At 53.7% G+C, this 21,853-nt stretch carries 18 protein-coding genes and 1 tRNA gene; 12 read left to right on the top strand and 7 right to left on the bottom strand.

Translation table 11 applies throughout. The features are described 5' to 3' along the window. Position 1 precedes the first annotated feature (1 nt). From F5I99_RS00535 to hutH, 6 genes are all read left to right on the top strand, one after another. A complete protein-coding gene (locus F5I99_RS00535; protein ID WP_151053171.1) occupies positions 2-1,300 on the top strand; it encodes an NAD(P)/FAD-dependent oxidoreductase in 1,299 nt (432 codons plus the stop codon). 15 nt (positions 1,301-1,315) lie between these two features. Continuing rightward, the gene (gene hutC / locus F5I99_RS00530; RefSeq protein ID WP_151053170.1) at positions 1,316-2,038 is read left to right on the top strand and encodes a histidine utilization repressor; all 723 of its coding nucleotides are present in this window, start codon (positions 1,316-1,318) and stop codon (positions 2,036-2,038) included. Positions 2,039-2,202: 164 nt separating this feature from the next. Further along, positions 2,203-3,417 (top strand): imidazolonepropionase, encoded by a 1,215-nt coding sequence (hutI, locus tag F5I99_RS00525; RefSeq protein ID WP_151053169.1) that lies wholly within the window; start codon positions 2,203-2,205, stop codon positions 3,415-3,417. After that, positions 3,414-4,397, top strand: a complete 984-nt coding sequence (gene hutG / locus F5I99_RS00520) for a formimidoylglutamase (protein ID WP_225307491.1) — start codon at positions 3,414-3,416, stop codon at positions 4,395-4,397. The genes hutI and hutG overlap by 4 nt, the downstream gene beginning before the upstream one ends. Positions 4,398-4,413: 16 nt before the next feature. Continuing rightward, on the top strand, positions 4,414-6,123 hold the full coding sequence (hutU, locus tag F5I99_RS00515) for a urocanate hydratase (protein WP_151053168.1): 1,710 nt from the start codon (positions 4,414-4,416) through the stop codon (positions 6,121-6,123). Then, on the top strand, positions 6,120-7,658 hold the full coding sequence (hutH, locus tag F5I99_RS00510) for a histidine ammonia-lyase (protein ID WP_151053167.1): 1,539 nt from the start codon (positions 6,120-6,122) through the stop codon (positions 7,656-7,658). Before hutU ends, hutH begins: the two co-directional genes overlap by 4 nt. Before the next feature lie 56 nt (positions 7,659-7,714). On the opposite strand, the gene F5I99_RS00505 is transcribed toward hutH, so the two are convergent. Continuing rightward, entirely contained in the window at positions 7,715-8,014 is a 300-nt protein-coding gene (locus F5I99_RS00505) for an MGMT family protein (protein WP_151053166.1), read from the bottom strand. A gap of 34 nt (positions 8,015-8,048) precedes the next feature. Beyond that, entirely contained in the window at positions 8,049-9,548 is a 1,500-nt protein-coding gene (locus F5I99_RS00500) for an aldehyde dehydrogenase (protein WP_151053165.1), read from the bottom strand. A gap of 120 nt (positions 9,549-9,668) precedes the next feature. On the opposite strand from F5I99_RS00500, the gene F5I99_RS00495 reads away from it, so the two are divergent. The 6 genes from F5I99_RS00495 to F5I99_RS00470 all read left to right on the top strand — a co-directional run bounded on the left by F5I99_RS00495 (position 9,669) and on the right by F5I99_RS00470 (position 17,402). Continuing rightward, a complete protein-coding gene (locus F5I99_RS00495; protein ID WP_151053164.1) occupies positions 9,669-10,952 on the top strand; it encodes an NAD(P)/FAD-dependent oxidoreductase in 1,284 nt (427 codons plus the stop codon). Between the two features lie 32 nt (positions 10,953-10,984). Beyond that, on the top strand, positions 10,985-11,860 hold the full coding sequence (gene aguB, locus F5I99_RS00490; RefSeq protein ID WP_151053163.1) for an N-carbamoylputrescine amidase: 876 nt from the start codon (positions 10,985-10,987) through the stop codon (positions 11,858-11,860). Then, complete coding sequence (gene aguA / locus F5I99_RS00485; RefSeq protein ID WP_151053162.1) at positions 11,857-12,957, top strand: agmatine deiminase; 1,101 nt, start codon at positions 11,857-11,859, stop codon at positions 12,955-12,957. Before aguB ends, aguA begins: the two co-directional genes overlap by 4 nt. A gap of 86 nt (positions 12,958-13,043) precedes the next feature. Beyond that, a tRNA-Phe gene (locus tag F5I99_RS00480) sits at positions 13,044-13,119 on the top strand. A 391-nt stretch (positions 13,120-13,510) separates the two neighbouring features. After that, positions 13,511-15,670, top strand: a complete 2,160-nt coding sequence (locus F5I99_RS00475) for an autotransporter family protein (protein ID WP_151053161.1) — start codon at positions 13,511-13,513, stop codon at positions 15,668-15,670. 466 nt (positions 15,671-16,136) lie between these two features. Beyond that, positions 16,137-17,402, top strand: coding sequence for an MFS transporter (locus F5I99_RS00470; RefSeq protein ID WP_151053160.1), 1,266 nt, complete (start codon positions 16,137-16,139; stop codon positions 17,400-17,402). Between the two features lie 253 nt (positions 17,403-17,655). On the opposite strand, the gene F5I99_RS00465 is transcribed toward F5I99_RS00470, so the two are convergent. The 5 genes from F5I99_RS00465 to F5I99_RS00445 form a co-directional block, all read right to left on the bottom strand. Then, a complete protein-coding gene (locus tag F5I99_RS00465; RefSeq protein ID WP_151053159.1) occupies positions 17,656-18,021 on the bottom strand; it encodes a cation transporter in 366 nt (121 codons plus the stop codon). Then, complete coding sequence (locus tag F5I99_RS00460; protein ID WP_151053158.1) at positions 18,018-18,287, bottom strand: DUF2933 domain-containing protein; 270 nt, start codon at positions 18,285-18,287, stop codon at positions 18,018-18,020. Before F5I99_RS00460 ends, F5I99_RS00465 begins: the two co-directional genes overlap by 4 nt. Positions 18,288-18,338: 51 nt before the next feature. Next, positions 18,339-20,612, bottom strand: coding sequence for a heavy metal translocating P-type ATPase (locus F5I99_RS00455; protein ID WP_151053157.1), 2,274 nt, complete (start codon positions 20,610-20,612; stop codon positions 18,339-18,341). 87 nt (positions 20,613-20,699) lie between these two features. Next, positions 20,700-21,299 (bottom strand): Spy/CpxP family protein refolding chaperone, encoded by a 600-nt coding sequence (locus F5I99_RS00450; protein WP_151053156.1) that lies wholly within the window; start codon positions 21,297-21,299, stop codon positions 20,700-20,702. Between the two features lie 92 nt (positions 21,300-21,391). Next, complete coding sequence (locus F5I99_RS00445; RefSeq protein WP_151053155.1) at positions 21,392-21,775, bottom strand: hypothetical protein; 384 nt, start codon at positions 21,773-21,775, stop codon at positions 21,392-21,394. Between the last annotated feature and the right edge of the window lie 78 nt (positions 21,776-21,853).

Genomic DNA, 21,853 nt, shown 5'->3' with positions numbered 1-21,853 from the left:
CATGAATACAGCAACGGAACATACCAGTTCCTGGTACGCGGCAACCCGACACAGCCAACGCACCTGGCCAGCGCTGCAAACAGCACTGGATGTGGATGTTTGTGTCGTCGGGGCTGGATTTACCGGCATAAATACGGCGCTAGAGTTAGCACAGCGCGGCTTTAGTGTGGTGCTGCTGGAAGCCCATCGGATCGGCTGGGGTGCCTCAGGCCGCAATGGTGGTGAACTGATACGCGGTATCGGCCATGATCTGGACCAGTTCCGCAATACCCTTGGTAGCGAGGGTGTACTGGCACTCAAACAGATGGGCACCGAAGCACTGGAACTGGTCAAGCAGCGTATCCAGATCCACCAGATCGACTGCGACCTGGTACTGGGCTATGCCGACCTGGGCACCAATGCCAAACACCGCAAGCAGCTGGATGAAGAGCTGCAAGCGCTACAAGCGATTAATTACCCACACCCGCTGCGCTTGCTGGAACCCACTGAACTGAAGCAACAGGTGGTTGATTCCGATTTCTATACGGGAGCCCTGGTTGACGAAGGTAGCGGCCATTTACACCCCCTAAACCTGTTGCTGGGTGAAGTCGATGTAGCCGAGCAGTTGGGCGTGCAGGTGTTCGAGCAATCGCCTGTCATACGGCTAGAGAAGGGTGACCGGCCGGTGGTGCATACCGCTCAGGGCCAGGTGCGTTGCAACCGCGTGGTGCTTGGCTGTAATGGCTACCTGAATCCTGATCTGGAGCCCTGGCTCGGTGGGAAAATACTTCCAGCAGGTAGCTACGTTGTCGCCACAGAACCTCTGCCAGTTGAGCTTTGTGAGCAACTCATGCCCGGTCGCAAAGCCGTTGCCGACATGCGCAGCACCCTGGACTACTACCGCATCAGCCAGGACAATCGTTTAATCTTTGGTGGCCTGTGCACCTACAGCGGCAAAGACCCCAGGGACATTGCCGCCGCACTGCACCCCAATATCGCCAAGGTTTTCCCGCAACTGGGGCCGGTTAAAGTCGACTACCAATGGGGTGGCATGCTGGGTATCGGTGCCAACCGTCTACCCCAGATAGGCCAGTTACCGGATTGTCCGGCGATTTATTTTGCTCAGGCTTATGCAGGCCATGGCGTTAACGCCACACATTTAGCTGCACGCATACTGGCCGAGACCATCAGTGGTGAAACCGACCAGCGCTACCGCTTGTTTTCACAGGTTAACCATCTGACATTTCCTGGAGGACGCTACCTGCGCACCCCACTGCTGGCGACAGGTATGCTGTGGCACCGCCTCAAGGAGCTGTTCTGAAAAACAGGATGCTATGTGACTAGTCAGACACCGCGCTTTTTACAGATTAAACAATACCTGCTGGATGCCATCCATGCCGGTCAGTTTGCTGTACACCACAAGATACCGCCAGAGGAACAACTGGCTCGTGATTTTGGTGTCAGTCGCATGACAGCCAACAAGGCGATTCGCGACCTGGTTCAGGAAGGCTATCTGGTCCGTCAAGCGGGTCTGGGTACCTTTGTCACCGACCGAAAGTCTGAATCACCGCTGGCGGAAGTCAACAATATCGCTGAAGAGGTCCGCTTGCGTGGCCATGAATACAGCAATTCCGTACTGCTCTGTGAAGAGGTCAGTGCTGACGATGAAATTGCCTTGCGGCTGGGCGTACGTGTCGGTAGCCACGTGTACCACAGCATTATCGTACATAGAGAAAGCCGCACGGCGATCCAACTGGAAAGCCGTTACGTCAATCCCCGCTGGGTACCGGATTATCTAACCTCGGATTTTTCCCGGCAGACACCTAATGAAGTACTGGTGTCCGCCTGTCCGATCACCGATCTTGAGCATGTGGTTGAAGCCGTCCTGCCAGATACTCAATCAGCGCAATGGCTGGATATTTCCCCACACCAGCCCTGCCTGAGCATGATCCGTCGCACCTGGTCAGGTGATCACCTGATCAGTTATGCCCGGTTACTGCATCCCGGCGACCGCTATAAATTACGCTCCTCAACCGGCAGCCACACAACTCGCCAATAAACTTCACTTCACTCTGATAATCTTTAATGTATATACATTAAAGATTTAGCCTTCCAGCGGTACATCGTCATACAGGAAAACAAAAAAAGTCCGGCGTGAATACTTGACAGATCTGCTCAAATGATCAATTGTATATACAAATATAATGACAAATGGAGTCAGGCATGTGCCGTCAAACCGTCAAGCGACATCTATGGCAAGACATCACTCTGTTTGATGGCCTGAAAACCCATGCTGAAAAAATGGCCGTTCTGGTTGAAGGTGCCAAAATCCAGCAGATTTGCCCCATGTCACAGCTGCCAGCCGACCTGCGTGATACGGCCGAAAAAACCTGTCAGGGTGGTGTCATGACACCCGGTCTGATTGACTGTCATACCCACCTGGTTTTTGCAGGCTCACGCGCTAACGAGTTTGAGCAACGTCTGGAAGGGCTCAGCTACGCAGAGATTGCCAGGCGTGGCGGCGGCATTCTAAGCACGGTCAGTGCCACGCGCGCAGCCTCAGAGCAGGCCTTATTTGAAGCGGCTCTGCCGCGTATTCAAGCCCTGATTGCAGATGGTGTCACCACAGTTGAGATCAAGTCAGGTTATGGTCTTAATCTGGTGGATGAACTGAAAATGCTGCGTGTCGCTCGTCGTCTGGGACACCAGTTGTCTATCCATGTCGTCACCACCTTGCTGGCGGCTCATGCTCTGCCGCCAGAATATCAACAGGATGCCGACGCTTACATCGATCTGATCTGCGATGAGATTATTCCCAAGGCAGCCGCTGAAAAGCTGGCGGACGCCGTCGATGTATTTTGTGAAGGGATCGGCTTCAGTCCAGCACAGTGTGAGCGTGTCTTTCAAGCGGCACAAGCGCACAAACTTCCCGTTAAGGCCCACGCTGAACAGCTATCGAACCTGGGGGCAGCAGCCTTGTCGGCACGCTACCAGGGCTTGTCAGCCGATCATATTGAACACCTGGATGAAGCGGGTGTCGCGGCCATGGCCAAATCCGGCACAGTGGCCACTCTGCTACCGGGCGCTTTTTACACGCTGCGGGATACCCAAGTGCCGCCAATCGATCTGTTGCGCCAGTATCGAGTCCCTATGGCCGTTGCGACCGATGGTAATCCAGGCTCATCGCCTATTTTTCAGCTCAGTCTGATGCTGAATATGGCCTGTACGCTGTTCCGACTGACACCAACCGAAGCCTTGCAGGGCGTCACCCATCATGCCGCGCTGGCGCTGGGACTTTCGCAGACAGCCGGTTTGCTATCCCCAGGCCGGACGGCTGACTTCTGTGTATGGGACGTCAACAGCCCGGCTGAACTGGCTTATGCCATCCAACCCGGCCGCCTGAAGCAACGCGTGTTCAATGGCGAGGTTACCGCATGACACTCAGAACAGCAGACACACTCATGGAGTGCTGGACAGGCCGTCATGACCCTGAAGCAAACAGCCTGCGCTGGCACCAGAAAATTCAACCTGTACAGCCAGACAGCCCGCCTGGCATAGCCTTGCTGGGATTTCCGTGTGATGCAGGCGTGCAGCGGAACCAGGGGCGCCGCGGGGCCGCACTCGGCCCACAAGCACTTCGCCAGCAGCTAGGTAACCTGCCCTGGCTACAAACGGCTCCCTTGTATGAGTGTGGTGACATCCTCTGTGAACAGGATAACTTAGAACAAGCCCAGGCCGACCTGGCGGATCATCTAGCCCAGTTGCTGAATCAGGGACACCTGCCAATCCTGCTTGGCGGTGGACATGAAATCGCCTTTGGCAGTTGGTCAGGATTAGCTAAGCACCTGGGAGCCAGCCCAGACAAACCTCGGATCGGCATCATCAATTTCGATGCTCACTTTGACCTGCGCGATCCGCACTGTCAGCCGACCTCTTCAGGAACACCTTTCGCCCAAATAGCCGAAGTTTGTACTCACCATCAATGGAAATTCCAATATGCATGCCTGGGTGTCAGTCGCATGAGCAACACCCCGGCCCTGTTTGCACGCGCAAAAACGCTCGGCGCGTACTTCGAAGAAGATTTGCAAATGACGCTGTGGCATCTACCAGAACTGCACCAGCGTCTGCAGGATTTTATCAACCAGTGCGACCACCTCTACCTGACCATCGATCTGGATGTTTTTCCAGCAGCCCAGGCCCCGGGGGTTAGTGCGCCTGCTGCACGAGGTGTCAGTCTGGAGGTGATCGAGCCCCTGCTAATACAGATACGTGACAGTGGCAAATTGCGGCTCATGGACCTGGCTGAACTGAACCCCGGTCTGGATATCGATGCACATACCGCACGCTTGGGCGCGCGTCTGATTCATCAGATGACCCTGAACCCTGCAGCCAATGAATCATCAATAACTGAACAATAACAATGAGGAGAATTGCATGAATGCCCCACAGCCCCACACACAAGATCTGCGCCACGATACGTCGCGTGTCATCCATGCTCCAACCGGCAGCACGCTAAGCTGTAAAAGCTGGTTGACCGAAGCGGCCCTGCGCATGTTGATGAATAACCTGGATCCGGATGTCGCTGAACGACCTGAAGACCTCGTAGTGTATGGTGGGATAGGCCGTGCCGCGCGCGACTGGCCCTGCTTCGACAAGATCGTTGAGGTGCTCAAGCGTCTGGAGATGGATGAAACGTTGCTGGTACAGTCTGGCAAGCCGGTCGGGGTCTTCAAGACTCACCCGGATTCACCTCGGGTATTGATCGCTAACTCAAACCTGGTTCCTCACTGGGCCAATTGGGAGCATTTCAACGAACTGGATCGCAAAGGGTTGATGATGTATGGCCAGATGACTGCGGGCTCCTGGATATATATTGGCTCTCAGGGGATTGTACAAGGCACCTACGAAACCTTTGTGGAAGCAGGACGCCAGCACTACGATGGCAACCTCAAGGGCCGCTGGATTCTAACCGCCGGTTTAGGCGGTATGGGCGGCGCGCAGCCACTGGCGGCAACACTGGCGGGTGCCTGCTCACTCAATATTGAATGCCAGCAAAGCAGTATCGATTTTCGTCTGCGCACCCGCTATCTGGATGAGCAGGCCAAAGACCTTGATGACGCACTGGCCCGCATCAAACACTACACCGAGGCAGGCCAGGCCGTCTCTATCGGCCTGTGTGGCAATGCGGCTGACATACTACCAGAACTGATACGCCGCGGGGTGCGCCCTGATATGGTCACCGATCAGACCAGTGCCCATGATCCCTTACACGGTTACCTGCCTTCGGGCTGGAGCTGGGATGAATACGTAGCACGGGGTAAAACCGAAGCGGATGTTGTGGTCAAGGCGGCCAAACAGTCGATGGCGGTACATGTTCAGGCGATGCTGGCCTTCCAGCAACAAGGCATACCCACCTTCGACTATGGCAATAATATTCGACAGATGGCCAAGGAAGAGGGCGTTAGCAATGCATTCGATTTCCCCGGCTTCGTACCCGCTTATATTCGCCCGTTATTTTGCCAGGGTATAGGCCCCTTCCGTTGGGCGGCGCTTTCTGGCGATCCGGAAGATATCTACAAGACCGATGCCAAGGTTAAAGAATTGATCCCTGACAACCCGCACCTGCACAACTGGCTGGACATGGCGCGCGAGCGGATCAGCTTCCAGGGCCTGCCTGCACGTATCTGCTGGGTCGGCCTGAAAGACCGTGTACGCCTGGGACAGGCCTTCAATGAGATGGTTCGCCAGGGCGAACTTAAGGCACCGGTAGTAATTGGCCGGGATCACCTGGATTCGGGTTCAGTCGCCAGCCCTAACCGTGAAACCGAAAGTATGCTGGATGGTTCCGATGCTGTATCCGATTGGCCGCTACTGAACGCACTATTGAACACCGCCGGAGGAGCCACCTGGGTGTCCCTGCACCATGGCGGTGGAGTGGGCATGGGATTCTCCCAGCACGCAGGCGTAGTGATAGTCGCTGATGGGACCGATGCCGCGCATAGCCGTTTAGGTCGCGTACTTCGCAACGATCCGGGCACAGGAGTGATGCGTCATGCCGATGCGGGCTATGATATTGCCATAAACTGTGCTCAGGAGAACGACCTTGATCTTCCGATGATCACGGCTCAGGGAGATGTTAAATGAATAAGCTATGCATTCTGCCAGGACAGATGACACTGGCACATCTGCGACAGGTCTACAGTCAGCCAATCCAGATTGCGCTACCCGCCAGTGCTGATAGCGCCATTGAAGCGTCTGTTGCCTGTGTTAACCGGGTGGTTGCTGAAGATCGCACCGTTTACGGCATCAATACAGGCTTTGGTCTGCTGGCACAAACGCGCATCAAACATGAAGATCTGGAGAGTCTGCAGCGTTCACTGGTGCTGTCACATGCAACCGGGCTGGGTAATGCCATCTCAGATGAACTGGTGCGGCTGATTATGGTGCTCAAGGTAAACAGCCTGGCACGTGGATTCTCCGGTATTCGCCGTAGTGTACTGGATGCGCTGATCAAGCTGATCAATCTGGAAATTTACCCCTGCATTCCTTTACGCGGCTCTGTCGGGGCCTCGGGCGATCTGGCACCCCTGGCTCACATGAGTGCGGTGCTACTGGGAGAGGGACGTGCACGTTACCGTGGCGAGTGGATCAGCGCAATGCAAGCTCTTGAACTAGCTGGGCTACAGCCGCTGTCCCTGGCCCCCAAAGAAGGGCTAGCACTGCTCAACGGCACACAGGTTTCAACGGCCTATGCCTTACGTGGCCTGTTTGAAGCTGAAGACCTCTATGCCGCCGCCACTGTCTGTGGCTCACTCACGGTCGAGGCAACCCTGAGTTCACGCAGTCCTTTTGATGCACGAATCCACGCAATACGTGGACAACAGGGCCAGATCGATGCGGCCGCCGCCTATCGACATCTGTTACAGGAACGCAGCGCCATCAGCGACTCTCATAGCCATTGTGACAAGGTGCAAGACCCCTATTCATTGCGGTGTCAGCCTCAGGTGATGGGTGCCTGCCTGACCCAGATACGCCAGGCTGCCGACGTATTACTGGTGGAAGCCAATGCCGTTTCCGACAACCCACTGGTGTTTGCCGAGTCCGGCAACATCATCTCCGGTGGCAATTTCCATGCGGAACCCGTGGCTATGGTCGCCGATAATCTTGCGCTGGCGATTGCCGAAATCGGCTCACTGACAGAGCGGCGTATTTCCTTGATGATGGATAAGCACATGTCTCAGTTGCCCCCTTTTCTGGTTGAAAACGGTGGGGTCAACTCCGGTTTTATGATCGCGCAGGTCACAGCGGCTGCCCTGGCCAGCGATAATAAAGCCCTGGCACATCCGCACAGTGTCGATAGCCTGCCTACGTCGGCCAACCAGGAAGATCATGTTTCCATGGCGCCTAATGCAGGCAAACGCCTATGGGAAATGGCCGAGAATACCCGGGGTATCCTGGCGATTGAGTGGCTGGCAGCCTGCCAGGGTCTGGAATTCCGCAAGGGTCTAAAAACCACGGCATCCCTGGAGCAGGCGCGCGTATGGCTGCGTGAACAAGTCAGCTACTATGATAAGGATCGCTTTTTTGCTCCGGATATCCAGGCCGCTATCGACCTGTTACTCACCCAGCGTTTAAGTGCCCTGGTACCGCCGTCTCTGCTACCCAGCCTGCATTCTTAAACTCAATACCTGGCCCCTTTCCCGACTCAGGGCAGGGGCTGGCATTTCAGCAAGGCTTACAGGAAATAACGTTTGGGTACCCGGTTACCCTGCAGCAGAATCCCGTCCGCCAACAGCCGGGCACGCTGCTCCGCAGCACCGGCATGATCGGCAAGCTGACCATCACTGCGAATAACCCTGTGCCAGGGCAGAGTGGTGCCTTGGGGTAAGTTGGCCATTGCTCGTGCCACCATACGTGCATTAACACCGTCCAACTGACGCGCCAGCCCGCCATAACTGATTACCCGATCCGACGGCAAGGCATCCAACAGCGTATAGAGCTGTGTTTTCCAGTTGCTCTCTACGTACCTATCCACCTATCTACCTCAAGCTTCAAGTAAGCACTTACACTCAAGAAAGCTCAATCCAGGTAGCTTTCAGCTCGGTATACTTGTCAAAAGCATGCAGGGATTTATCCCGTCCATTGCCTGACTGCTTGAAGCCACCGAAAGGCGCGGTCATATCGCCACCATCATAATGGTTGATCCAGACACTACCGGCACGCAGTGCCTTGGCGGTTTTGTGCGCCTTGTTAATATCCGCAGTCCAGACGGCGGCGGCCAACCCGTAGATAGAGTCATTGGCAATCGCAATAGCTTCTTCCGCGGTGTCAAAAGGAATCACCGACAGCACCGGTCCGAAGATCTCTTCAGCCGCGATCTTCATCTGATTGGTTACATTATCAAACAGCGTAGGCTGCACGAAGTAGCCACCGCTCTCCTGCAACACCTGACTGCCGCCTTCGGCCAGCGTTGCGCCCTCCTGCACACCGGCTTCGATGTAACTGATAACCCGCTCCAGTTGCTGCTGATCAACTATGGCACCACAGGTGGTTTGTGGATCCAGAGGGTGGCCCGGCTGCCAGGCTTTCAATGCTTTGGCCACGCGCAGTACAAACTCATCCTTAATGCTGGCTTCCACCAGCAAACGACTGCCTGCTGTGCAAACTTCACCCTGATTAAAGGCAATAGCTGAGGCCGCTTCAGTGGCAGCACGATCCAGGTCCGGCGCATCGGCAAAGACAATATTCGGGCTCTTGCCTCCGGCTTCCAGCCACACGCGCTTCATATTTGATTCGCCCGCATAGATCATTAGCTGCTTGGCCACACCGGTAGAGCCGGTAAACACCAGACAGTCAACATCCTGATGCAGCGCTAATGCCTTGCCCACGGTATGCCCATAGCCCGGTAACACATTGAATACTCCGTCCGGGATACCGGCTTGCTGTGCCAGCGCCGCCAGACGGATAGCGCTCAAGGGCGACTTTTCCGAAGGCTTAAGAATGACCGAGTTTCCGGTAGCGAGTGCAGGCGCCAGCTTCCAGGCCGCCATAATCAGCGGAAAATTCCAGGGTACGATAGCCGCGACCACACCGATAGGTTCACGGGTCACCATGCCGATCTGATTCGCCGGTGTTGGTGCCAGCTCATCATAGATCTTGTCGATCGCTTCGGCGGTCCAACTGATGGCCCGCGCGGTTGCTGGCACATCACCTTTAAGAGCGTGACTGATAGGTTTGCCCATATCCAGCGTTTCCAGCAATGCCAGCTCTTCACGATTTTCCAGGATCAGTTCGGCAAAGCGCAGTAGTACCTTTTTGCGTTTAGCCGGAGCCAACTGACTCCAGCCACCGGATTCAAAGCTCTGCCTGGCCGCAATCACCGCCAGGTCGGCATCTGCCTGATCACAGCTGGCGACCTCCGTCAGAATCTTGCCATCCAGTGGGCTGATCGATGCAAAGGTTTCGCCGGACACCGCTGGGCAAAACTGACCGTTAATAAATGCCTGCCCATTGAAATCCAGGGTAGATGCTCGTTCTTGCCACTCCTGACGCGTTTTAGGTGTAGACATAAGTACCTCGTAGGCTGAATATATGAAACAATCATAGCAGGTTAATTCAGCCAGGAACCTGCTTTCAAGATAGGTTTTTCTGGCATAGACTGACAGCTAATTTCCGACAGTGAGGTTGTGATGACAGCTTTTGAACCGGTTCCATCCTATTATGCCGCCTCTGCCAATCCCACACCGCCCAGACCCGCCCTGCAAGGCCAGGTCGACGCTGATGTGTGTGTGATAGGTGCAGGTTATACCGGCCTTTCTACAGCGCTGTTTCTGGCTGAAGCTGGCTATAAAGTGGTTGTGCTTGAAGCGGCCAGCGTTGGCTGGGGCGCTTCTGGTCGCAATGGTGGTCAGATCGTCAATAGTTACAGCCGAGATCTTGATGCGATCGAAAAGCAGGCCAGCCCAGGTAATCTCAAACTGCTGGCGGAAATGGCCTTTGAAGGCGCACAGATCATTCGCCAACGCGTTAAAGACTATGCCATTGACTGCGACCTGAAAGAAGGCGGTGTTATGGCCGCTATCACTAACCAACAACTGAAGCATCTGGAAACCCAGCAAACCCTGTGGCAAAAGTACGGTTACGATCAGCTTGATCTACTTGATGCCAAGGGGATACGGAGCGTTGTAGACAGCGAGCGCTACGTCGGAGGGGTACTGGATCATACCGGCGGACATATTCATCCACTCAATCTGGCATTGGGGGAGGCCGCTGCACTGGAATCACTCGGGGGGCAAATCTACGAACACTCGGCTGTTACCCAGATTAAACCCGGTGAGCCGGTAGAACTGGTTACCGCTCAGGGTTCCGTGAAGGCCCGCTTTGCTGTGGTGGCGGGCAATGCTTATCTTGGCGACCTGCTGCCACAACTGGCATCGAAATCCATGCCTTGCGGCACTCAGGTAATTACCACCGAACCGCTAAGCAATGAACAAGCCGCGCGTTTAATCCCGCAAGACTACTGTATTGAGGACTGTAACTACCTGTTGGACTACTACCGCTTATCCGGCGACAAACGCCTGATCTACGGCGGTGGCGTGGTCTATGGCGCCAGAGATCCGGCCGATATCGAACGGATTATTCGCCCGAAAATGCAGAAGACCTTTCCAGAGCTGGCCAAAATCAAGGTAGATTACGCCTGGACAGGTAATTTCTTACTGACCCTGTCGCGGCTGCCACAGATGGGGCGAATCGGCAGCAATATCTACTACTCACAGGGCTGCTCAGGCCACGGCGTCACTTTTACTCATGTGGCGGGTAAATCACTGGCACTGGCCATACAGGGCCAGGCCGAGCGTTTTGATGCCTTTGCCAGTCTGCCACACTACCCCTTCCCGGGTGGACGGCTATTCCGCGTGCCTTTTACAGCCATGGGAGCCCTCTACTACAATTTGCGTGACCGGCTAGGCATTTAATTCAGGGGTTTAATTCAGGAGTTTGTTTCACTATGCGTAAAGTCAGCGTTGCTGCCACCCAGATGCCCTGCGGCTGGGATGTCGAAGAGAACATAGCCAGCGCCGAAGCCCTGGTGCGCCAGGCCCATGCGCAAGGGGCGCAGATTATTCTGTTACAGGAACTGTTCGAGCGCTGCTACTTCTGCCAGAAGCAGATATATGATTATCTGACCTTCGCAACGATCCTTGAAGACAATCCGGCGCTTGCCCATTTTAGCCGCATCGCCGCCGAACTCCAGGTGGTTTTACCCATCAGCTTTTATGAGCGTTGCAACAACGCCTATTATAACAGTATCGCCATTATCGATGCCGATGGCAGCCTGTTAGGCATCTACCGAAAAAGCCACATACCTGATGGTCCGGGCTATTCAGAGAAATTCTACTTCACCCCGGGTGATACAGGCTTTAAGGTATGGGATACCGCCTATGGCCGCATCGGTGTGGGTATCTGTTGGGATCAGTGGTATCCGGAGTGCGCCAGAGCTATGGCGCTAATGGGTGCTGAACTGCTGTTTTATCCCACCGCTATCGGCAGCGAGCCGCAAGATACCAGTCTGGACTCGCGTGATCACTGGCAGACAGTGCAGTGCGGCCATGCCGGTGCCAATCTGGTGCCTCTGATCGCCAGCAATCGCACCGGCATAGAAACCGAAGGTGACTCATCCATCACCTTTTACGGCTCATCATTTATTACAGATGAAACCGGCAAAAAAGTGGCTGAGCTGGATCGCAATAGCAGCGGCATTCTGGTGCACAGTTTCGATCTCGACGCCATTGCCCACAAGCGCCATAACTGGGGCATTTTCCGTGACCGCCGACCTGATTTGTTTCAGGTGTTACTAACTAAGGACGGAAAAAACCATCAATGAGTAGCCGAACACTGGATACCACACCACGCCAGGATGGCTTCAGCATGCCTGCTGAATGGCGCCCTCACGCCCAGACCTGGATGATCTGGCCGGAACGCCCAGACAACTGGCGCCTGGGCGCAAAACCGGCCCAGCAAGCCTTTGCAGCCGTAGCACGCGCCATAGCCGAGTTTGAACCCGTCACGATGGGTGTTTCTGCGGCCCAGTATGAAAATGCTGCTGCTCACTTGGCTGAAGCCCCTGGTATACGGCTTATCGAGCTATCCACCAATGATGCCTGGATGCGTGATACCGGCCCTACTTTTGTAAAGAACCCGGCAGGGGAACTGCGAGGCATTGACTGGCAGTTTAACGCCTGGGGCGGACTCAATGGCGGCCTGTACTTCCCCTGGGATAAGGATGACCAGGTTGCGCGCAAAGTCCTGCAGATCGAAGGTTTGAGCCGTTACCGCGCTGATTTCGTGCTGGAAGGCGGTGCCATTCATGTGGATGGCGAAGGCACCCTGCTGACTACCGAGGCCTGTCTGCTGAACCCTAACCGTAATCCGCATCTCAGTCGTGCGGATATCGAAGCACAACTGAGCAACTACCTGGGGATCGACAAGGTACTTTGGCTACCACGTGGTATCTTCGAAGATGAAACCGACGAGCATGTGGATAATATCGCCTGCTTTATCGCCCCTGGTGAAGTGCTGCTGGCCTGGACAGATGATACCCAGGATCCACAGTACGCACATTCTCAGGCGGCACTGGACTACCTCAGCCAGCAGACCGATGCCAAAGGGCGGCCACTTACAGTGCACAAGCTACCGCTTCCCGGTCCACTCTATATGACCGCCGAAGAAGCCGAAGGTGTTGATCCGATAGATGCCACGAAACCTCGTCAGGCCGGTAATCGTCTGGCAGGCAGTTACATCAACTTCCTGTTCTGTAACGGCGGCATCGTCATGCCCAGCTTCAACGACCCGATGGATGCCAAAGCGCTGCGTATTATTCAGTCACTCTGCCCGGAGCATCGAGTGGTACAGGTGCCAGGACGTGAAATACTGCTCGGAGGCGGCAATATTCATTGCATTACCCAGCAACAGCCTCTTTAAAGGGGCTTTTGTGCAAAAAAACATAAGTATTTCAGTAAAGGTGTTGACGTAAGGCCTCAAATTTAATTTAATACGCGCCTCGGTTAGCCCGGATAGCTCAGTCGGTAGAGCAGAGGATTGAAAATCCTCGTGTCGGTGGTTCGATTCCGCCTCCGGGCACCATTACTTTAAAGCCAAATCAACATGTTATGTAAATAACATACGGTTTGGCTTTTTTGTTTTTGGTGAATATTGACCCGCTATTGCGCTGAGATACGTTGGCTTACGTAACGCAACCTCCCCTCTGCTCCCCCATTTAGTAGAAGCACTAAACACCTCTACAGACACAAATTAGAGGTATGATCATGACTACATTAGGGAGCCTGCGATCAAGTTCCTATAGCCCAGCGCCCCGACAAAGTCAGCGCTTTGAAAAAGCACCCGCACAAAAACAAAAAATCTTACAGCGCATGTGCTTCGGATTGTTTTATTCTCCTGGGTAGTCCATTTAGATAGTATGAGTAAACAAGTAAAAGTATACTCAAGGTCTTTAATGCATAATTGAGATTCCTAAATGCAAACTATTACAAAAGAGCGGCACCTTCTTCGAGTTAAAACTCTTTCGCTAGCAGTAGCTGGCTTAATTGGTGCGGCTTCTTCCAATGTATTTGCAGTTGGCTGTAATGTGAATTTGACCATAGGCCAGGATTACAACGCTACGTCGGATTGTGCCAGTAGCTATGCTGTCCGTATAAGGAATGCGGCTGCAGGCACACTCACGATTGACAGTGGCGTAACGCTGTCTTCGACTGGACTTAATGCGGCGCGTGATGTAGGTGCGGTTGTCTTGGGAACCCAGTTTCCCGCTACAGCCCCATCGTCTCTCCAAAGTTTGGTCAATAATGGCACGATCAGCGGTGGGTCTGCTGCCGGTATCAGTATGTGGGGTGACGGCTTCTCAACCACAGTGTCCAGTCTGACCAACAATGGTGCGATCACCGGTGTCCATGCCATTCATATGGTCAATACTGCTGATATAGGCACCCTTACCAATAATGTTGGGAGTTCGATAATTGGTGATGACCATGGTATTTTGAGTCAGACAGGCAGCATTGGTAGCCTCCTTAACTACGGCACCATCAGTGGTCAGGCTGCAAACGGTCTCTCCTTGGGATCAGTTGTTACTACCGTTGATAACTATGGATCGATTACGGGTAATGGGCATGGTATTGGTATGGATAATACCCTCACTACGCTAAATAACTACGGGACTATTTCGGGGAATCACGACACTGATATATTCAATAATGGTTCTCTGGGCACCTTAGTAAACAGTCAAAGTAATCTATCCTACAGAGGCAATCTGCCTTCTACTTACGTCACCTATTTCAGTGATGCTTCAACCTACGGAACCGTTGATTTCTCCAATATTACTGGCGGCACGACCCTCGACACTTATGGTGCGCGCATAGCAGATGGTGAGAATTGGGCTGCTGGTACGTTTACCAATGTAATTACCTCTGACTCGGCACTCACCATTACAAACTATGAGCCTATCAGTGGTATCAGCTATCAGCTCGTTAATGTAAATAATGATGGTAAGACCTGGAACTTGGTGATTAGCGGGGTTTCAACGTCCCGAGTGTATGATGCAGCTCAAGCCCTGCGTAATACCCCGGCAGGCGTGGCTGCCCAAGTGATCGATGCAGATCCAGCGTTACTGGCTTATTTCGCTGGTCTGACTACAGATCAACAGCTTTCTGAGGCAGCAAGCCAAACCCTGCCATTGTTGGTGGGCGCCACGCCTCAGGTTATCTTCAATGCTCTGGGTAATACCAACCGTATTATTCAGGATCGTCCGAGCGCCAATAGCGGTATGAACTCAGGTGATGAGATGCTAATGGATACCCATGCCTGGGCCAAGGTGTTTGGCTCTTTGCATGATCAAGACGATCGCAACCAGGTGGTGGGTTACGATGGACATTCCAAAGGGCTGGTATTCGGCTTTGATGGGGACCTGAATGACCGCACCACCCTGGGTGTAGCGTTTGCTTACGGCAATACCAATGTCACAGGTAACACTAACCTGAACTCAGCCGAGATCGACAGCTACCAAATGGTGGGTTACGGCAGTTATGCTGTTAATGATCGTACTGAAGTGAATTTTCAGGCTGATGTTGGCCTGAGTAAAACTGATGGCGAGCGTACTATGGTTATCCCTGTTGCAGGGCTTGCCAACTCGGATTACGACAGCGTCAGCGTCCATGTGGGTACCGGCATTGCCAAGAGCTTTGACCTCGGACCTCGTACACAAATTGCGCCCACTGCACGAATCGATTACACCCGTGTGGACAGCGATAGCTATACCGAGACAGGCAGTGCGGCGGTGACTCCGTTCCTCAATCAGGTGAACTCTGAGACTGCAGAGGCTCTGGAGGTTGGGCTGGGTGCCAAGTTGAGCCAACAGGTAGGCGATAATACTCGCTTGGATGCAGAGCTGGGTGTTGCTTATGACACCATGAATGAGGCCGCTACCATTACCTCCAGTTTTGTCGGTGGCGGTGCCAGCTTCACCACGACAGGTATCAAGCCTGACCCCTGGATTAAGCGCTTAGGATTAGGCATTACCAGCACCTTAAATAATGGCGCTGAAATTACAGCGAGCTACGACATTGATTCTCGCAAAGATTTCACAGACCAATCGATCAGTGTTAAGTTTAGAATGATGTTCTAAATTCACGTTATCAAGGAATATAAGAAAAGCACCTTAGGGTGCTTTTCTTATATTGTACCAGGTCAAGAACACAGCTGTTGCTGGGCTGAAAAACAACTATGCAAAACCCGCGACCTTAAAGCTGGGTCTATTTGCCGAATATACTCCTCGTTAACTTTTGCATAAATCGATACATCTAGTGGCGTTGACTCAATGTTGAGTGCTTATTGGCTGATGGGTGACCGATAATCCGAGTGCCTGTTTAAGTAAAATCTGCAATAGTAAAAATATCTCTGAATCACCTGAATAACCCTTTGGAACCGAAAACAGGTTCAGTTGTTTTTATCCAGTCATTAGCGCCAACCAGTTACCAAGCTCCCCTGTCGTAAACCAGCATAATTCTGCCGCTACAGTGATGACATCATCAACCTATCCATGCGACGCTCTGAACAATAGGCAAAGAATATATCGCCGCTGAGGGTATTGAATGAACAAGGTTATACACGGGGTCTGGCCCCTGCTGCTCGGTATTGTGCTCATTATGTTGGGCAATGGCATGCATTTTACCCTGATTGGCCTGCGCGGTGGTATCGAGGGCTTTTCGGCTGCGGAACTGGCAATTGTCACCTCAGGGTATTTTGTCGGCTTTTTGTCTGGCGCCCGTATTGCCCCAATCATGATCAAACGGGTAGGTCATGTACGCGTATTTGCGGCACTGGGAAGCTTTATGTCGGCTGGGCTTATCGCTTTTCCCTTGCTAACCGAACCCTGGGCCTGGACGCTGCTGCGAATTTTAATCGGCTTCTGCATGTCGGCCATCTACGTCACCGCCGAGAGTTGGCTGAACTATGCCGCTACTAACGAGACTCGCGGCAAGGTGTTATCGGCCTATATGATTGCACAGACCCTCGGAATAATCGGCGCACAGGGACTGCTGACACTGGGTGATGCGGCGACTTCAGTGCTATTCATTGGTGCTTCAATTCTTGTATCCATCTCCTTTGCCCCCATCCTTCTGACCGTCACCCCGGTCCCAGCCGTCGAAGTTGCGCGTCCGATGCGTTTGCGTGACCTATTCTCAGGCTCACCACTTGGCACTGTAGGGATCTTTTTGCTAGGCAGTGTGTATGCAACCCAGGCAGGTATGGGTGCTGTATTTGGCACACAGATAGGTCTCACGTCAGGACAGATAGCCTTATTCGTTGCCATGCTGTTTGCCGGAGCATTGTTGCTGCAGTACCCCATTGGCTGGCTGTCAGACAGGATGGATCGACGCAAACTGATCTTCATTGCTGCTACGCTGGGTGCCACATCCTGTACGCTGGGCTGGCTTTCCGGTGGCGATTTCAGACTTTTACTGGCAGCCGCCTTCCTGGCGGGCGGGGTGACAACGCCTCTCTATGCCCTGTTCCTGGCTTACACTAACGATGCGCTTTCGGTCGAGGATATGCCAGCGGCCTCTGGGGGTCTGGTCTTTACCTTCGGACTGGGTGCCATAACAGGTCCACTGCTTACAGGCTGGGCAATGCAAGAGTTGGGGCCTTTTGCATTCTGGCCAGTGCTTGGCGCCACCTTCGCCGCCATCTCACTCTTTGCGCTCTACCGCATGACCCAGAGTGTCAGTGTGCCTATGGAAGCAACCGAAAGTTACTTAGGGGTTATTCCGACGGCATCGCCTGTAGCAGTTGAAGCGGCAGGTGTCTGGGCTGCGGAGCATGCTGAGGCTGAGGCTGAGACTGATAAATCTCTCTGACTAACTGGAGATACAACAAATCCGGCTTAATGCGGCTAAGGCTGACTACCGCAATATAATAATGATTTAGCTCAGCTTCATACAAGTGCCATTGCCCTATCTCGGACTTCAGGTCTTGGTATGCTGGTCATGATCAGAATAAAGCCCAGATACTGCGGGTGCTACACCCGGGCATACAACCCTTGAGTGGTGAGTGACTTGTCGCATTCATCCTTTTTCGATATGCAGAAATAAGTGCATGACGCTTAGACCCTTATTTTCGAGTATGGCTATTTGTGCGATGGCAACTCCAGGGTTCATGCCGGGCATTGTTCTTGATGTTCTGATCGACAAAGCGGTAATACTCTTCCTTGAAGTGAGCCCACAAGCCATGCCTGGGTTGGATACCGTATTTTGTCAGAATTTCTTCCACGCAGTCGATGCATAATCGGGATGCGTCATAGGAAAAATCGAGCCTGCCAGATTCCTCGTCGAAAGCAACGTTATCCAGACCATATAGTTGGTCGATTTCTACAATGGCGGCGTTCAGTTTTGTGCTATCTATCGGTTTCAAAAGCCCGAGATGACGCGTCACCAGGTTGACTTCTGAAACGCCTAAACGATGTTCATTGTGGCTCATTGTCTGTCTCCTTCTTTTCGACCTTCTTCCAGGCCGCGGCGATAGGCCGCTTCCGCATCCTGATGATTATGTTCTTCGTGACCGTGTCTGCCGTGGCCTTTGTGCATGAAAATATGCATCAGTGGGCACAACAGAATTATCAGAAAGGGGAAATACGGAAGTAGGTGGGCGCCGTGCTCCACAAAGAGAAAGTAGAGCGCTGCGCCAATCAGTGTGAGTGTTGCCAAGCCATGAAGGCTGGTCCAGTATCCATGTTTGCCTGTCATAGAGTTTCTCCTGTGCTGCCCGTCAGGCGGCGCTGTCATGTTGTTGTCTGATCATTTATCCACACTCAGTTTCACCCGCTTGAGAAGCAGGGAGTTGCCGATCACCGACAATGAGCTGGCCGTCATGGCAATTACGCCTATCATTGGGTGCAACAGACCTAGAGCGGCCAGCGGGATGGCAGCAGCGTTATAAGCACTGGCCCAGATCAGGTTCTGTACGATTTTGGCGAAGGTGGCACGAGACAGGTGCATCGCTTCGACCACGGCACTCAGTTCACCGCGTACCAGGGTGACATCGGCTGCTTCAATGGCGACATCTGCTCCGGCGCCGATGGCTATTCCTACATTGGCCTGTGTCAGGGCCGGTGCATCATTGATACCGTCGCCGACCATGGCGACTTTATTACCGTATTGTTCCTGCAGCCTGCGTATGGCATCCACCTTGCCCTCCGGCAACACACCTGCCTGAACTTCATCAATGCCCACTTCGCTGGCTACGGCACGAGCGGCACGTTCATTGTCGCCAGTGATCATCACCACATGCAGGCCCAGTGCGTGCATGCCACGAATCGCGGCTACTGAATCCGCCTTGATGGTGTCAGCGACGGCGAGCAGGCCTAGAGCCTGACCGTTCAGTGCCACAGTGACGACTGTGCGGCCCAGTGATTCGAGTCGGGACAGCTCTTCATCCAGAGCATCCAGTCCTTCGACGCCCTCCTCTTCAAGGAGGCGGCGGTTGCCTATCAGAACTGACTCACCGTCGACCTTTCCGGCAACGCCTCGTGCCCCAGTAGAACGGAAGTCTGTGACCTGCTCAGCTGCTATGCCCTGTTCTCGGGCACCGGCCACGATCGCTTGGGCGATCGGGTGCTCAGAGGCATTTTCTACACTGGCGGCAATCTGTAACAGTTGCGACACCTCAATACCGGGCGCTGCGTAGGTATCGGTCAGTCTGGGTTCGCCTCGGGTGATGGTGCCGGTCTTGTCCAGCACCATCACTTTGACATCCTTGAAGGTTTGAATCGCCTCACCGGAACGGATCAGGATACCGCGCTCTGCGCCGATCCCGGAGCCCACCATCAAGGCGGTCGGTGTGGCCAGACCCAGCGCGCAGGGGCAGGCGATAACCAGCACCGCAATCGCGGCGAGCAGCGCCAATACCAGTGAGCTGGCCTCTGGATTGACCCAAGGCAGGAATAGGGCACCCCATTCAAGTACTGGCCTCAGGCTGTCAGCGGCCAGAAGCCAGGCGAATAAGCTACCCAGCGATATCAGAATTACTACAGGGACAAAGCGACCCGTCATGCGGTCAGCGAACTCCTGAATCGGCACGCGTGACCCCTGTGCCTGATCGATCAATCGCACCACCTGGGACAGGAAGGTATCCTTGCCGATGCGGGTTGCCCGGACATGCAGGCGACCCTCCTTGTTGATCGTGGCACCGATCACTGTGTCTCCGGTGCTTTTGTAGACCGGAACAGATTCGCCAGTGGCGATCGATTCGTCCAGATGGCTTTCGCCGCTGACTACCTCGCCGTCGGTCGGTACCTTATCACCGGGTCGTAACACCATGATATCGCCGACCTGCAACTCGTCTATGGCGATATCGATCTCCTGTCCATCACGTTCGACACGGGCTGTTTTAGCACCCAGCGTTAACAAACTGCGGATCGCCTGAGAGGCACGCCCCTTGGCACGAGCCTCAAGGTAGCGACCGAGGAGATGGAAGGTCATGATGGTTGCGGCCATCTCCACGAAAGAGGTCATGGGGTAGATAAACCCGATCAGACCGATTATGTAGGGCGGCAGACTGCCCATCGAGATCAGCACATCCATATTGAACGTGCGGTTGGTCAGAGATCGCCATGAGGCTTTATGGGTGGCTGCACCGCCATACAGAAACACCACCGGGAATGCCAGCAACACAACGATCAGCAGATAGCCCGGCAGCGGTTGCCAAAACATGTGCGGTATCATCAGTAACATGATCAGTGTGGTGGGTATACCAGCAATCCACAGGCGCTTTTTGGCCGTGTCCAGATAGGCTTCGTCAATCTCTGTATCTGCCGGGCCCTGATCATCCAGTGCATCATTGCGTACGGCGGCGACATCATAGCCAGCCCCTTCAACAGCCAGGCGCAGTTGCTCACCATCCGGCCCACCCGGCTGAACAGTAACCTCCACCCGGTGGTTGGCGATATTGATATGGATATCGCCCACGCCATCAAGGCGAGTGAGTGTCTGGCGGACAATACCGGCACAGTGGTCACTGCCCATGCCGGGAACGGTCAGTTTGAATAGTGTGTTATGAACATCTGCTGACATGATCTGTCTCCCTTTGATGTCTGGCGTTGATATCGGGCCATCGCGGAGTTTCCGTCTGCGATGGCCTGCTGCCCGTGTTGTGACTGATCAGTGGTGAGCCGCGTGGTCTGTCTCATCACTGTTGGTCGCTGGCGACTCTATCAAGGTCTGACGCTGTTCATCCGTCAACAGATCCTGAATGGCGTTATTCAGTTTGATGCGTGCAACCAGCATTTCACCATGCATCTCGGCAATTTGACTGTGCAGTGCCTTGATTTCATCAGGGTTCGGGCGATCTGATGACATTTTTGCCATCAGATCTTCGCGCAGATTCATCAGATGGCCCATTTGTTCGAATTGAGTCGGACGGTGGGCGTGTCTGAGCTCGCGAACTTCCAGCCGTTGCTCCTGGGTCAGTTGCGCATGCATGCCAGTTCCCATCATGCCCATGCCGCCTTCCATCATTGGGCAGGAGCCCATCATTCCACCTCCCATGCCAGACATCATGCCGCCTTGCATGCCGCCACTCATCATGCCCATGCCACCTTTACTCATGGGTGAGTTTGTTTCTGACTTTGCCTCTGACTGTCCACCGCGCATGTTATCCATCATGCCAGAACCCACACCTTGGGCGATGACCTGACTGGAAACGGCGGTTAACAACAGTATGGATAAACCCTGTAACAGACTGTTTTTTGAAATAATCATGGCTATTCTCCTGGCAGGCAAAGCCTGCACCTAATGCACTAAAAAAGATCTGGATTGCTTTTACATCAACGGCTATCGCTGCGCGCGATCACTCATAAGCGCAGGCGTTGCGTCAGTAAAAATAGAGGTGCAGTAGAGGAGAGCTGGTAGGTGACAGTATGGATACTGGTTATCTGATAGTTTGCTAAAGCGAATAAGTCAGACAGCTGTATCAGGAAAAAATCAGGTTTCAGATCGGGCTTGGCTTGTCTTGATTGGGCCATCACCTCCTGAGAGGTGTTTTCATGATGGCATTGATGGTCTTTGTGGGGCTGTTCAACAGCAGACCACTGATGCTCCACGCTGGATGTTGCAGCATGTGCATTGGCGGTCGTGCAAATATAAAGGATGGAAAAAGCGATCAGAAACAATACAACTCCTGCGGCCAGTAAGGCCGGTTGGAAGGGTTGTTTGCTACTGATCGCACGTGCATGCATGAGTTGTGGCTCTTCAGTTGATCATGGATACAGCTTAGTCTATTTAGATCATTTTGGCACTGATTTGTACCAACGGGA

The sequence above is a fragment of the Nitrincola iocasae genome, assembly GCF_008727795.1.
Lineage (GTDB): Bacteria > Pseudomonadota > Gammaproteobacteria > Pseudomonadales > Balneatricaceae > Nitrincola > Nitrincola iocasae.
This window is presented reverse-complemented; position numbering and strand designations above follow the sequence as displayed.

Excerpts from the sequence above, each read along its gene's own strand:
- F5I99_RS00535 (WP_151053171.1), top strand. The coding sequence starts at position 2 with ATGAATACAGCAACGGAACATACCAGTTCCTGGTACGCGGCAACCCGA.
- hutI (WP_151053169.1), top strand. The coding sequence starts at position 2,203 with ATGTGCCGTCAAACCGTCAAGCGACATCTATGGCAAGACATCACTCTG.
- hutG (WP_225307491.1), top strand. The coding sequence starts at position 3,414 with ATGACACTCAGAACAGCAGACACACTCATGGAGTGCTGGACAGGCCGT.
- hutU (WP_151053168.1), top strand. The coding sequence starts at position 4,414 with ATGAATGCCCCACAGCCCCACACACAAGATCTGCGCCACGATACGTCG.
- hutH (WP_151053167.1), top strand. The coding sequence starts at position 6,120 with ATGAATAAGCTATGCATTCTGCCAGGACAGATGACACTGGCACATCTG.
- F5I99_RS00500 (WP_151053165.1), bottom strand. The coding sequence starts at position 9,548 with ATGTCTACACCTAAAACGCGTCAGGAGTGGCAAGAACGAGCATCTACC.
- F5I99_RS00495 (WP_151053164.1), top strand. The coding sequence starts at position 9,669 with ATGACAGCTTTTGAACCGGTTCCATCCTATTATGCCGCCTCTGCCAAT.
- aguB (WP_151053163.1), top strand. The coding sequence starts at position 10,985 with ATGCGTAAAGTCAGCGTTGCTGCCACCCAGATGCCCTGCGGCTGGGAT.
- aguA (WP_151053162.1), top strand. The coding sequence starts at position 11,857 with ATGAGTAGCCGAACACTGGATACCACACCACGCCAGGATGGCTTCAGC.
- F5I99_RS00475 (WP_151053161.1), top strand. The coding sequence starts at position 13,511 with ATGCAAACTATTACAAAAGAGCGGCACCTTCTTCGAGTTAAAACTCTT.
- F5I99_RS00470 (WP_151053160.1), top strand. The coding sequence starts at position 16,137 with ATGAACAAGGTTATACACGGGGTCTGGCCCCTGCTGCTCGGTATTGTG.
- F5I99_RS00465 (WP_151053159.1), bottom strand. The coding sequence starts at position 18,021 with ATGAGCCACAATGAACATCGTTTAGGCGTTTCAGAAGTCAACCTGGTG.
- F5I99_RS00460 (WP_151053158.1), bottom strand. The coding sequence starts at position 18,287 with ATGACAGGCAAACATGGATACTGGACCAGCCTTCATGGCTTGGCAACA.
- F5I99_RS00455 (WP_151053157.1), bottom strand. The coding sequence starts at position 20,612 with ATGTCAGCAGATGTTCATAACACACTATTCAAACTGACCGTTCCCGGC.
- F5I99_RS00450 (WP_151053156.1), bottom strand. The coding sequence starts at position 21,299 with ATGATTATTTCAAAAAACAGTCTGTTACAGGGTTTATCCATACTGTTG.
- F5I99_RS00445 (WP_151053155.1), bottom strand. The coding sequence starts at position 21,775 with ATGCATGCACGTGCGATCAGTAGCAAACAACCCTTCCAACCGGCCTTA.